At 72.4% G+C, this 12,633-nt stretch carries 7 protein-coding genes; 3 read left to right on the top strand and 4 right to left on the bottom strand.

The window, feature by feature from the left end:
• Positions 1-20: 20 nt before the first annotated feature.
• The 3 genes from ACZ601_RS18725 to ACZ601_RS18715 form a co-directional block, all read right to left on the bottom strand.
• Positions 21-4,985 carry a DNA repair ATPase gene (locus tag ACZ601_RS18725; RefSeq protein ID WP_469539137.1) on the bottom strand — a complete coding sequence of 1,655 codons (4,965 nt, stop codon included), beginning with the start codon at positions 4,983-4,985 and terminating at the stop codon, positions 21-23.
• Positions 4,986-5,238: 253 nt separating this feature from the next.
• The gene (locus tag ACZ601_RS18720) at positions 5,239-7,359 is read right to left on the bottom strand and encodes a flotillin family protein (RefSeq protein WP_469539135.1); all 2,121 of its coding nucleotides are present in this window, start codon (positions 7,357-7,359) and stop codon (positions 5,239-5,241) included.
• Positions 7,360-7,620: 261 nt separating this feature from the next.
• Complete coding sequence (locus ACZ601_RS18715) at positions 7,621-8,283, bottom strand: hypothetical protein (protein WP_469539134.1); 663 nt, start codon at positions 8,281-8,283, stop codon at positions 7,621-7,623.
• A 304-nt stretch (positions 8,284-8,587) separates the two neighbouring features.
• On the opposite strand from ACZ601_RS18715, the gene ACZ601_RS18710 reads away from it, so the two are divergent.
• A complete protein-coding gene (locus tag ACZ601_RS18710; RefSeq protein ID WP_440574594.1) occupies positions 8,588-9,673 on the top strand; it encodes a PucR family transcriptional regulator in 1,086 nt (361 codons plus the stop codon).
• Between the two features lie 115 nt (positions 9,674-9,788).
• A complete protein-coding gene (locus tag ACZ601_RS18705; RefSeq protein ID WP_469539130.1) occupies positions 9,789-11,312 on the top strand; it encodes an MFS transporter in 1,524 nt (507 codons plus the stop codon).
• Positions 11,313-11,423: 111 nt separating this feature from the next.
• Here ACZ601_RS18705 and ACZ601_RS18700 read toward each other — a convergent pair whose 3' ends face one another.
• Positions 11,424-11,951, bottom strand: coding sequence for a nitroreductase family deazaflavin-dependent oxidoreductase (locus tag ACZ601_RS18700; RefSeq protein ID WP_469539128.1), 528 nt, complete (start codon positions 11,949-11,951; stop codon positions 11,424-11,426).
• A gap of 92 nt (positions 11,952-12,043) precedes the next feature.
• Between ACZ601_RS18700 and ACZ601_RS18695 the strand changes: the two genes are divergently transcribed.
• Positions 12,044-12,631 carry a MarR family winged helix-turn-helix transcriptional regulator gene (locus ACZ601_RS18695; RefSeq protein ID WP_469539126.1) on the top strand — a complete coding sequence of 196 codons (588 nt, stop codon included), beginning with the start codon at positions 12,044-12,046 and terminating at the stop codon, positions 12,629-12,631.
• Positions 12,632-12,633: the final 2 nt, after the last annotated feature.

Here is a 12,633-nt window from a genome sequence, read left to right as displayed (position 1 = left end):
CCTGTTCCCTTCCGAACACCCTAGGGCGCATCCCCGGGTGTTCCGGGCGTTGGCCGGGCGAGGAGTTGGCGGGGATCGGCCGCCCGGCTGATCGCCGTCTCCACCGCCGCGATCCGGTCCGCGAGCAGTCCGAGCGCGGCCACCGCACGGGTCACGGGGTCGCCGTCCGGGCCGCCGAGCGCCTGGCTGCGGACGTATCCGGCGGTGATCGCGGACCAGCGGGCGGCCCGCTCCGGATCGAGGGTGCCGCGCAGCGCGGCGAGCTTCAGCAGGGCGGCCTCCGCGCCCGTGGTGAGCGTCTGGGCCTCGCCCGCGTAGTGGTCGTCGATGACGTCGGACAGTTCGGCGTCGTTCATCACGGGCACGATCCGCTCCGCGATCCGGTTCATGTTGCGGTACGAGCCCTGGAGCCGGAACGGCGGCTCCGTGCGCGTCGCGTCCGTCTGCGCCGCAGAGGCGATGTAGGCGGCGTTGACCGCGAGAACGGTGTCCCGGGCGGTGAGCAGATGGCGCAGCACGGCCACGACGCGTTCCACCTCTGCGGGCGTGTACGGGTGCTGCAACCGGTGCGCGGCGGTGGCGGGTTCCGTGCCGGTGGCGAGCCGCAGCAGCAGCGCCAGGTCCTCGCGGGAGCGTCCGGCGAGCGGGGCCAGTACCGGGTTCGCGGTCAGCGCGTTCTCCACGAAGCTCAGCGCGAAGACGTCCTCGCGGCCGCTCAGCACCTCGCCGAGGTTCCACACGTCGGCCCGGTTGGCGAGCATGTCGGGAATCCGGAACTGCTCACCGGACTCGGTGTACGGGTTGCCCGCCATGCACACCGCGAACCGCTTGCCCCGCAGGTCGTAGCTGCGCGGCTCGCCGTCCCGCACGCCTTCGATCCGGCGGGTGGCGTCGCAGAGCGGGATGAACTTCTGGAGCAGTTCCGGTGACGTGTGCTGGATGTCGTCGAGGTAGAGGAGGGTGTTGTTGCCCGCCTCCAGGGCGAAGTTGATCTTCTCGATCTCCTGGCGCGCGGTCGCGCTCCGCGCCTGCGCGGGGTCCAGTGACGTCACGTCGTGGCCCAGGTTCGGGCCGCTGATCTTCACGAGGACCATCCCGAGCCGGTCTGCCACGTACTCCATCAGCGTCGTCTTGCCGTAGCCGGGCGGCGACACGAGCAGCAGCAGGCCCTGCGAATCCGTGCGCCGGTCGGCGTCCGCCGTGCCGAGCTGTTTGGCGAGGCTGTCCCCGATCAGCGGCAGGTACACCTCGTCGAGCAGCCGGTTGCGGACGAACGCGGACATCACGCGCGGACGGTGGTCGTCCAGCCGCAGCCGGGCGCGCTCGGCCGAGGCGAGCGCGGTGCGCCGGCGCTGGTAGGCGCGGAAGCCGGGGACGGTGGATTCGCGGAACTGATCGGTACGGGAGAGGAGTTCGTCGATCCGGACCGGCAGCCGGCCCCGGTCGACGCGCGGGTGGACGCCGAGGAGCCCGTCCACGGTCGCGGTGAGCGGGGCCTCGCCCTCGTACCGGCGGACGGCCGGTTCCGGGCACAGCTCCACGGCGACGGCCTCCGCGAGATCGCCCGCGTCCAGTTCCGCGCCGCTCGCGCGGGAGTAGGAGGCGAGCCAGCCCTCGACGAGCTGGCGGCGGGCGGGGAGATCGTCCGCGAGGGCCGCGAGCTCCTCGTCATACGCCGAAGTGCCGGTCGTACGACGGAACTTGTCCAGGAAGGTGCGGACCGAGGCGCTGGTCACGAACCCCTCAGGGCCGCTCGTCAGCTCCTCGAAGAGGTACGAGGCGACCGCCCGCGCGCCCTCGCCCCCGATGGCGTCCGCCCACTCCTCCTGGAGCGCGGCGACGGCCGGGGCGAGCCCGAAGGTGTCGCGGGCGCGGGCCAGCGAACGGGCCCGGAGCGTCCAGGAGGTCCGCCGGGCGTCGTCCGTACCGTGCGCCCAGAGCAGCTGGGCGGCGGCCCGGACCGCGGGCGGGCAGCGCAGCAGCCCGGCCCCGGCGCGCAGCCGCAGCAGCACGGTCAGGATCGCGGTGGCGTCCTCGTCGTGGACACCGCGCTGATACCCCTCGTCGTACGCCTCCGCCGCCGACTCCCGTACGAGAGAGCCGAGTTCGACCGGGTCCAGCGAGGCCAGCCGGTCCGCGCCGTGCTCGGCCAGCAGCCGGGCCGCCAGGTGCTCGCCCCGGTAGACGGACGGGGACTCGGAGGGCAGCTGCTGGTCCCAGTACGGGCGGGTCGCGCCGAAGTCCGGGTCCGTCACCGGCATCCGGTAGTCCGTGCCGGTGACGGCGAACGCGAGCCCGTCGCCCTGCGGGACCAGCGTCAGATCGAACGGCTGGGTGTTCACCGCGAACCGGTGGCGGCCGAGGCGGACGGTCGCCCCACCGTCCGCGTACAGCTCGCTGCGGTCGCGGAGCGCCCGTCCGGCCTCCTGGCGGGCCGCGAGCAGCTGCCCGTCCAGCTCCTCCGCCCTTACCGCGTCACCGAGTTCGCGCAGTTCGGCGGCGGTACGGCGGACCTTGGCGACCATCGGGTCGGAGGCGAAGTAGGTGTGGACGGCGTCCACGTCGGGCAGTGCGGCGCTGCGGCGGGAGACCGTGTCCAGCACCCGGGCGGCGGACTGGGCGAGGCGTTCGGTACGGCGGGCGAGGGCGTCCTGGAGGGTCTGCCTGCGGGCCGAGAACGCCTCGTACACCTCCGTCCGCCGCTCGCCCAGCGCGGTCAGGAAGTCGTCGAACTCGGTGAACCGCGCCTCCAGGTTCTCCAGCTGGAGCAGCAGCCGTGCGAGCTGCTCGTCGCAGGCCTCCGGCGTGGAGGCGGCGGCCAGCGCACCCGTCACCGCCTGCCCCAGCAGGGCGAACTCGGCGGCGAACTCGGCCCGGCCCTCGTGGTCCAGGAGCTCGCGGCGGCGGGCGTCCAGGACGGCACGGACCCGGTTCACCCCGCCGAGCACCTCCGCGATCCGCTCCAGGATCGAGGTGCGGACCACGCCGTCACCGATGTCCAGCCCGGCGACGACGTCCGTGACCGTGCTCAGCCCGTCCGTCATCCCCGTCAGCCGGTCACCGAGCGAGGCGGCGTCCGTCACGGTGGCGAGTTCCGACGCCTCCTCGTCGAGGCGGGCGATGTCCGCGTGGTACCCGGCGAACGCGTCGTCCCTGGCCAGGAACGCGACCGCGCGCCGGCCCGCGGACGCGAGGTCGTCCGCGGTGGTGGCGGTGAGCTCGGTGATCCGCTCGGTGTCCGCGTACCGCATCTCGCCCAGCGTGGCCAGATGGCCGTGCGCGCCCCGGAGTTCGGTGAGACGGGTGACCCAGTCGGCGGCGGACTGCGGGGCCTCGCCGCGTACCCGGCGCACCAGCGCGCTGATCCGCTCCGCGCCCGCGTCCAGCGCCTCGGCGGCCTGCCGGGTCAGTTCCTGGACACCCTCGAACTCGGAGAGCACCTGCTGCGCGGTGTCGCGGAGCGCGGTCAACGGCTGCGCCAGATCGCCCAGTTCGGTGTCGCTCAGCCAGTGGTAACGGTCGGTCGCGCGGGTGCAGTCGGCCACCAGCCGCTCGTAGACCGCAGCGGTCGGGGTGGTTCCGTCCGCGCTGTGCGCGAGCGCGAGGCAGTCGGAGATGCCGCGCACCAAGTCCGCGTTGCCGATCCGGGCCAGCGGTCCGGTGCCGGCGGGGCGGGAGGCGGCGTAGGTGTCGGAGACGTACGGCGTCTGCCAGCGCTGGAGGAGGTGGACCCGCGCCGGTCCGGCGTCCGGGCCTTCCACCGGTTCCCGCAGGAGGACGAGCGTCCCGTCGTCGAGCAGGGCGTGGCCCCGGCCCTGGAGCGGGGTGGCGACCTCCTGGCGGATCACGTTGTACGGGAGCAGCAGGCTGCGGCCGTCGTCCCCGTCGCCGCCCCCGTCCCCGTCTCCGGAGCGGAACGCGTACAGCACGTCCTCGCCGTTGGGGGAGCGGACGGCACCCTCGAAGACCGGCTCGGTGAGCGGCCGCGCGATGTCGAAGGTCTTGGCGGCGCCGGTGGTCAGGTAGAAGCCGCCGGGGAAGATGATCCCCTGGTCCTCGGGGAGCCGGTGGCAGGCCGGCCCGATGCCGTCCAGCCGCAGCACCGTGCCGAGGAGCGCGTTGTACACGAGGTGGCGCGCGGCCTCCTCCTTGTACGGGCGGATGCGGAGCAGGACCAGCGGGCCCAGCTCCGCGTACTCGACCTCGGCGTCCGCGAGCGACTGGAGCGGCTCGGTGACCGGCTCCTGGTAGATCCCGTCCGGGGTGTCCGTGTCGTTCTCTGTCTTGACGGTGAGGTGGCCGCCGAGGGTGGAGACGAACAGCCGCGCGTCGCAGCCGTCGCCCGTCCCCCCGATCGCGATGTGCGGATGCGGGCCCGCGATGTGGGCCTCGCGCCCGGCGACGGTCCAGGTGAAGTCGTGCGACGGCGGGAAGACGTGGTCGCGCTCGCCCCTGGCGTCCAGGAACGCGCCGGGCGAGCCGTCCGCGTTGAGCGCCCAGCGCAGGACCCTGATGTCCTTCGCGCTCTCGCCGGTCCGGAACACCGCGAGAAGCCTGCCCTCGGTACGGCGCAGCCGCAGCAGCCGGGCGTCCCGGTAGTAGCGGTGCAGCCCGTCGAACTCGCGGACGAACGCCTCGTCGGTGAGGAGCGGGTCCGTGCCGGGGTCCAACTCAGCTTCGTACAGCGCGAGTACGTCGTCGACGGCGGGCTCGTCGCGCCGCCCCGGGCCGCGCTGGAAGCCGAACAGCAGGTGGCCGCGGAGCGCGACGAGGTCGCGGGGGGTGGACGGCTGCTCGGTACGGATCCGCTCGTTGCCGCCGAGCAGGCGCAGCGCGGTGGAGCCGAACTCCTCGGTACGGCGGGAGTTGAGCGCCTCGGCCCTGCGGGTCAGCTCGGTGGCCTGCGCGGCGAGCCGCCTCCGCAGCACGTCGTAGGCCCCGGCCTCCACGGGGCCGCCCGGGGGCGGCGGGGTTCCGGTGTCCATGCGGTACGGCTCCTTGCGGGGTGGGCGGATGTACGGCGCCGGGGCGTCGGGCTTTTGTCCTCAATCGCCGGACGGGCTTGAGTGGGGGGTCGGTTTCTGCGGGGGTGCGGGTTGTCCGTGGCGGCCGTCCGTCCTCAATCGCCGGACGGGCTTGAACTGTCCGGACGGTTCGCGCGTGGGCGGTCACCGGACGGGCCGGGGCAATCCCAGCCCGTCCGGCGATTGAGGACAAGGCCTGGCTCAGGTGGCGCGGCTACGCCACAGGCGTACCGTTGCGGGCGGCCGGGCCGGCCGGGCCCGGGATCTGGACGTCGCCCAGGCGCATGTCCGCGAGGCCCAGCGCGCGGGCGTGCTCCAGCAGCTCGCGGACCTGGTCCGCACCCACGCCCCCCGCCCCCGGCGCCGCCATCATCCGCATCAGCAGCGCAGAGACCGTCAGGTTCTGCACATCACCCGACGACACAGAACCCAGCACCTTCGTCAGGTCGTCCGTGAACGACGACGTGCCGTTCAGCCACGGCCCCGCGAGGGCCTTCGCCGTGTCCGAGTTACCGACGAAGCCGTCGAGGCTCTTGCCCATGGAGATGGACGAGACCAGCCGGTCGAAGAAGACCGACTCCCCGCCGACGATGTCGATGTCCGCGTTCTCCAGCCCGGCCGACACGATCGTCGCCTGCGCCTCGGCGACCTGCCGCTGCACGTCCAGCCCGGCGAGCCGGATCTCCTTCTCCGCCTCAAGGCGCAGCCGGTACTCCTCGTGCCCGCGCGAGGCGTCGTCCAGCGCCGCCATCGCGGCCGCCTTGTCGGTGAGCCCCGCCGCCTCGGCCTTCAGCTTCTCGCCGATCATCGCCGCGTCGGCGCTCGCCTGGGCCTGCGTGCCCTCCGCCTCTGCCAGCGCCTTGAGCCGCGCGCCCTCCGCCTCTGCCCTGAGCCGGGCGGACGTCGCCTCGGCCTCGGCCAGGCCGGTCTTCTCGATGACCTCGGCCGCCGCGTCCCGCACCTGCACATCCGCGAGACCGGGCGCCGCCGACTCCGCCTGGACACCCTCGGCCAGCCGCAGCTTCGCGCGGGCGTCCAGATCGGCCGTCTTCAGCCGGGCCTCCGCGAGCGTGAGCTGCTCGGCCGCCCGGTGGGTGGCGGCGGCCTCTGCGGCCTCGGCCGCCTTGATGTCCTTGACCAGCAGCTCCTGCGCCTCCGCCTCCGCGGCGATGATCACGGACTTGCGGGTGCGCTCGGACTCCTCGACGGACCGCAGCGTCTTGATGGACTCCTCCTGCTCCGCGACCGTACGGTCCACCGCGATCCGCTCCCGGATCACGTCCGCGACCTCGCGGCGCTCGGCCTCGACCTCCTTCGTCGCGGCGATCCGGTTCAGCTCGGTCTGCCGCTCGCGCCCGATGACCTCGATCATCCGGTCCTTCTCGATGCGCTCGTTCTCGACCGCGATGACCCGCTCGCGGTTCTTCTGCGCGACCGCGATCTCCCGCGCCTGGTTCTCCCGCTGGATGCCGAGCTGCTCCTCGGTCTTGATGAACGCGCCCTGCGCGCCGAGGCGTTCCTCCTCCTGGACCCGGGCGGTCACCGCCTCCTCGCGGGCCCGCAGCGTCTCGACCTCGCGGCGCTGCTTGATCTCGGCCTCGGCCTGGCGGCGCTCCAGCTCCAGGATGGTCTCCCGGGCGTCCACGTCCTGCCGGGTGATCTCCTTCTGCTCGGTGCGCTGGTACTCGTTGGTGCGCACGTGCTCGATCGCGGTCAGCTCGGTGATCTTCCGAATGCCCTGCGCGTCAAGGATGTTGGCGCCGTCCAGCTGCGTCATCGGCGTCTGCTCAAGGAAGTCGATCGCGGCGTCGTCCAGGTGGTAGCCGTTCAGATCGGTGCCGATGACCCGGATGATCCGGTCCCGGAACTCCTCGCGCTTGGTGTACAGATCGACGAAGTCCAGCTGCTTGCCGACGGTCTTGAGCGCCTCGGAGAACTTCGCGGCGAAGAACTCCTGGATCGCGACCTTGTCGCTGGCCCGTTCCGTCCCGATGGCCTGGGCGACCTTGATGACGTCCTCGACGGTCTTGTTGACCCGTACGAAGAACGTGATGTGGATGTCGGCGCGGATGTTGTCCTGGCAGATCAGGCCCTCGCGCCCGGTGCGCCGGATCTCGATGGTCTTCACCGAGATGTCCATCGACTCGGCCTTGTGCAGCACCGGCAGGACGACGGCACCGGTGAAGGTCACGTCGACCTTCTTGGTCTTGGAGATGATCAGGGCCTTGCCCTGCTCGACCTTGCGGAAGAGCCGGGTGACGATCAGCAGCAGGGCGATCGCGATGAGCAGGACCACGGCGATGAGCAGGCCGAGGCCCAAGGAGATGGCTTCCATGACAGTCCTTGGCGGCTGGTGGTACGGAAAATGAGAGGTATGGGGAGGCGGGGCGCGCGGCTCAGCACCCCGGCGAGCGGGTCGCGGCAGCACGCACGGGTGGTGCGGACATGCGGTGCGGACATGGGGTACGGACATGCCGTACGGAGATTGAGGTATCGGACAGACGGCGCGGTCCCGCAGCACGGACGCGTCGCTGGAGACGAGCCGTGCGATACGCGATACGCGATACGCGACACGCGACACGCGGACGCGGCCGGCTCAGCCGGTGTGGCCGGGGGCAGCGCGCCGCCGGTGCGCGGGCAGTGGCTGCGGCGGCCCCGGGTCGAGCGCCTTGTCGTACGGCGAGACCCAGAAGAACTCACCCGCCTCGTCGTACGCGTACAGCAGCCCGGAACTCCCGGAGGTCAGCTCCGCGTCGGCCGGCCGCAACTGTCTGACCTGGACGATCGCGGTGGACCCGTCGGCAGAGGCGACCTCGGCCTGGCCGAAGTCCGGACCGACGGAGCCGGTGCGGATCGTGCACACCCGGCCCAGGAAGTCCTGGCGCGATGGTGGAGGCTGGTCCGGGAAGAAGCGGCGGAAGTGGTGCACGAGCACCCGCACCACGGCCCAGGCGATCAGCAGCGCGCCGACGAGGATACCGAGCGCGAGCGCGGCCCGGGGGGTACCGGTGACCGTGCTGCGGTGCAGCAGCACCGAACCGGTCAGCGAGGCGAACCAGGCGACGGTCACCATGACGGACACCGAGACGGTGACCGGCACACCGCCGACCCCGGCCAGATCGGCGTCCAGGTCCGCGTCGAACGCGTGGTGGTCGGCGGCCCCGGCCAGCACGAGCAGCCAGAAGGCGATCACGACGACGAGCGCCGCGGCGAAGAGAACGGCCGGGAAGGACAACGTCGCTGTCAGGAACTCGCTCATCGTTCCACCCCCTGCCGTCCCGCCGGCAGGACTTGCCGGCGTCTGCGCGCGGTCCGGCGAAGACCGCGGTGCCGCGGCACCGCCGGAGCGGTACCGCGGCAGCCGGGTCGTCCCCCGTCCCCCGTAGCACCCCCGTGTTTCCCCCGTGGTCCCCCGGTCGGTGCTGACTGGATCGTGCCATCCGGTGACGGGCCGTCGCATTGCCGGAGTACGGCAATCTTTCTCCGTCCTCGATGCCGGGCACCGGCACCGGGCCGTAGGCGTTGGGTATATGTCAGCAACGAGTCAGAACTGGAGGCGGGCTGTGCCTGAGCCGGAGATTCCCGACAGCTTTCTGGAGGGATACGCCCAGATCCTGGGCGATGTGGCCGTCACCGGGCGGCGGCTCACCCGGGAGGAGCTGGAGGTCCGCCGGTCTCTGGGCAGGCAGGCCGCGGAGGCGGGACACCAGCTGCGCGCCCTGGTCCGGATGCACCTGGCCGAGACCCGTACCGCCTGGCCGGGCGCCGCTCCCGGCGCCACGGCGGCCACCGTGGCGGCGGTCACGGAGTGCGTGCTGGCCGCGGCGGAACAGGCGGTCGACGCGTTCGCGGAGGGTTTCGAGCGGGCCCAGCGGCTCACCGTGCGGCGGGAGGAGGCGGCCCGCCGGGAGTTCATCGACGACCTGCTGTACGGGCGCAGCGACCTGGGCCGGCTCGCGGAGCGGGCCACCCGCTTCGGGCTGCGGCTCTCGCGCGCCCATGCGGTGGCGGTGGCGGCGGGCCCGGAGGCGTACACCGAGACGGATGCCGTGCCCCGGCAGGTGGAGTCGGCGCTGCTGGCCCGGTTCAGCGGCCGGAAGATCCTCATCACCACGAAGGACGGACGGCTGATATGCATCGCGCCCGGCAGTCAGCCCGACGTCCTGAGGTACTTCGCCAAGCAGGCGCACGCGGCGACGGACGGCGGACGGGTCGCCGTCGGCCGTGCCCACCGGGGCCCCGGCGGAGTGGTCCAGTCGTACGACGAGGCGCTCGACGCCCTTGATCTCGCCGACCGGATGGACCTGGACGACCCGGTGCTGTACTCCGCCGATCTGCTGGTCTACCCGGTGCTGACCCGGGACAGACAGGCGATGTCCGATCTGGTGCGCAGCGAGCTGGGTCCGCTCCAGGAGGCGCGGGGCGGGGCGGAACCGCTGCTCAAGACGTTGTCCGTGTACTTCGAGTCGGGCTGCGTCGCCGCAGAGACGGCCCGCCGGCTCGCGCTGAGCGTGCGCGCCCTCACCTACCGGCTGGAGCGCATCCACCAGCTGACCGGCTCCGACCCCTCCGACCCGATGCACCGCTACACCCTTCAGACGGCGGTGATCGGGGCCCGGCTGCTGGACTGGCCCGCGAAGGAGGTGTGAGGCCGCCTTCCCCTCGCCTCCCCGGCGAAGCTCCCCGCATGCGGACGGGCCGACCTCCCCTTAGCGTGATCATTCGGGGGATCCGGCGGTGTGCGCAACGAGGGAGATCCGCACCATGGCCCGACACGCGCGTGAGCCAGGGCAACCTGCCGAGAACGGCGAGAAGGGCACGCAGGGCAAGAACGGGGAGGTGCGCGGTCCGTCCCACCGGTGGTGGGTACTGGGAGTGATCGGGCTCGCCCAGCTGATGGTGGTGCTCGACGCGACGATCGTGAACATCGCGCTGCCCTCCGCCCAGCAGGAGCTCGGCTTCAGCGACGGCAACCGCCAGTGGATCGTGACGGCGTACGCCCTCGCCTTCGGCTCGCTGCTGCTGCTCGGCGGCCGGATCGCGGACCTGGTCGGCCGTCGGGTGGTGTTCCTGATCGGGCTGGTCGGCTTCGCGGTGGCCTCCGCGATCGGCGGCGCCGCCCCGAGCTTCGAGGTCCTGGTGCTGGCCCGCGCTCTCCAGGGCATGTTCGGCGCGCTGCTGGCCCCGGCCGCGCTCTCCCTGCTCACCACCACGTTCACCGTCCCGAAGGAGCGGGCGAAGGCCTTCGGTATCTACGGGGCCATCGCGGGGGCGGGCGGCGCGGTGGGGCTGCTGCTCGGCGGGGTGCTCACCGAATACCTGGACTGGCGCTGGTGCCTGTACGTGAACCTGCTGTTCGCGTCCCTCGCGTTCGTCGGCGGCTGGCGGCTGCTCACGGCAGGCGCGCCGGTCGACCGCCCGAAGCTCGACATCCCGGGGACCGTGCTGGTCTCGGCGGGCCTCTTCTGCATCGTGTTCGGATTCTCCAGGGCGGAGACCCATCCGTGGAGTTCGCCGGACGTCTGGGGGTTCCTGGTGGCCGGTGTGGTGCTCGTCGCCGCGTTCGCCTGGTGGCAGACCAGGGCCGCGCATCCGCTGCTGCCGATGCGGGTGGTGCTCGACCGGGACCGGGCCGCGTCGTTCCTCGCGATGTTCATCTCCGGCGGCGGACTGTTCGGGGTGTTCCTCTTCCTCACGTACTTCCTGCAGAAGAGCCTGTTCTACTCGCCGGTCAGCACGGGCCTGGCGTTCCTGCCGATGATCGCCGTCATGATCGTGACGTCCGTGACGACGACGAACGTCCTGGTGCCGAGGTTCGGCCCCAAACCGATCGTGCCCCTCGGCATGTGCATCGCCGCGGGCGGCATGGTGTGGCTCACCACCCTGGACCTGAACAGCACCTATGCCGCCCATGTGCTGCCCCCGCTGATCTGCCTGGGGCTCGGACTGGGCTCGATCTTCGCGACGGCGATGAATCTGGCCACCGCCGGGGTCTCCGCCCGCGACGCCGGAGTGGCCTCCGCGATGGTCAACACCAGCCAGCAGGTGGGCGGCTCCATCGGTACGGCGCTGCTGAACACGCTCGCCACGAGTGCGGCCACCAACTACCTGGTCGGCCGCCGCCCGACCCCGGCCGCTATCGCCCAGTCCCAGCTGGAGAGCTACTCCACCGCGTACTGGTGGTCCGCGGGCTTCTTCGCCGTCGGCTTCCTGGTCACGGTGATCCTCTACCGCCGGGGCGTACCGCAGCCGCATCCGGTGGAGGAGCCCGATCCGGTACGGGCCTGACCTCGGGCCTTTCGTTTGGATCAGGCTGAGCTCGCGGGGTCCGGCGCCCTCAGCGTTCGCCGCGGCGGGCCGGGGCGCCCTCAGCGTTCGCCGCGGCGGGCCGGGGCGCCCTCAGCGTTCGCCGCGGCGGGCCGGGGCGCCCTCGGTGAGGCGTACGAACGGTATGGACTCGCCCACGGACCGGTAGCCCTCCGCGCTGCCGTCGACCGTGAACCCCAGGTACGAGCAGAGCCGCCGGGCGACCCGGGGATGCCGGGGCGCGTACCGCACCATCAGCTCGCCGCCCTCACCGGCCGACAGCTCCGCCGCCGTCACCGCGTGGAACCGGCGGCCGATCTGCACGGTGGCCTGCGGCGTACGCAGCAGATTGCGGTACCAGTCGGCGGCGGACCCGTATCCGGACGCCACGGTCCAGCTCCGCCGGCCGTCCACCGTCGCGGACTCGACCACCTCGACGGCGGTCCGGCGCGGCTGTCCCGAGGTGCGCCCGGTGTGGACGAGGAGCAGCAGCCGCCCCCGGAACAGTGGCCCGAGCCCGGCCCGGAACATATGGACCGGGAGCCGGGCGACGTTACGCCGCCAGCCGGTCGGCGGTGCGGGGCGCCGGGGCACGGACGAGTCTGCGGATTGATGTGTCACTGTGCAAACGTTGCACAATCCAAAGGTGTGCGCCACCGTCGCGGTGGGGCTCCCGCAGTGGGAGTACGCGGCCCGGCGCGGTAAAAAGGGGCATGGCCGCGCACGAACAGGCATCTGAGAAACGTCCGTCAGCCCCGTGTACCCCGACCACTCCGTCCACCCCCTCCGCTACCGGCAGGGACGACGTCGACGCGGTGACGCGGGCGGTGCTGACGGCGTCGCGCCTGCTGGTGGCCGTTTCCGCCCGGTCGCTGGCGGCGTTCGAGGACCGGGTGACGCTGCCGCAGTTCCGGCTGCTCGTGGTCCTGGCCACTCACGGGGACGCCAAGCTGGTCTCGCTGGCGGAGCGTCTCGGCGTCAATCCGTCGACCGCGATGCGCATGCTGGACCGGCTGATCGTCGCCGGTCTGGCCGAGCGCCAGGTCAACCCGGCCAACCGCCGGGAGACGGCACTGCGGGTGACCCCGGACGGGCTCCAACTGGTCGAGGACGTCACGGCCGGCCGCCGCCGCGAGATCGCCTCGATCGTCGAACGCCTCGCGCCGGAGCAGCGGTCCGCGTTGATCGAGGCGCTGACGGCGTTCACCGCGGCGGGCGGCGAGCCGGCCGCTCCCGGGGGCGGCGCGGACGCGTACCCGCTGGGCTGGCTGCCCGACCTGCCCGCCGCCCAGGACGGCTGACG

The sequence above is a fragment of the Streptomyces sp. NPDC104307 genome, from assembly GCF_055584045.1.
The sequence above is the reverse complement of the archived record's forward strand: the minus strand, read 5'-3'. Positions and strand labels throughout refer to the sequence as shown.

Excerpts from the sequence above, each read along its gene's own strand:
- ACZ601_RS18725 (WP_469539137.1), bottom strand. The coding sequence starts at position 4,985 with ATGGACACCGGAACCCCGCCGCCCCCGGGCGGCCCCGTGGAGGCCGGG.
- ACZ601_RS18720 (WP_469539135.1), bottom strand. The coding sequence starts at position 7,359 with ATGGAAGCCATCTCCTTGGGCCTCGGCCTGCTCATCGCCGTGGTCCTG.
- ACZ601_RS18715 (WP_469539134.1), bottom strand. The coding sequence starts at position 8,283 with ATGAGCGAGTTCCTGACAGCGACGTTGTCCTTCCCGGCCGTTCTCTTC.
- ACZ601_RS18705 (WP_469539130.1), top strand. The coding sequence starts at position 9,789 with ATGGCCCGACACGCGCGTGAGCCAGGGCAACCTGCCGAGAACGGCGAG.
- ACZ601_RS18695 (WP_469539126.1), top strand. The coding sequence starts at position 12,044 with ATGGCCGCGCACGAACAGGCATCTGAGAAACGTCCGTCAGCCCCGTGT.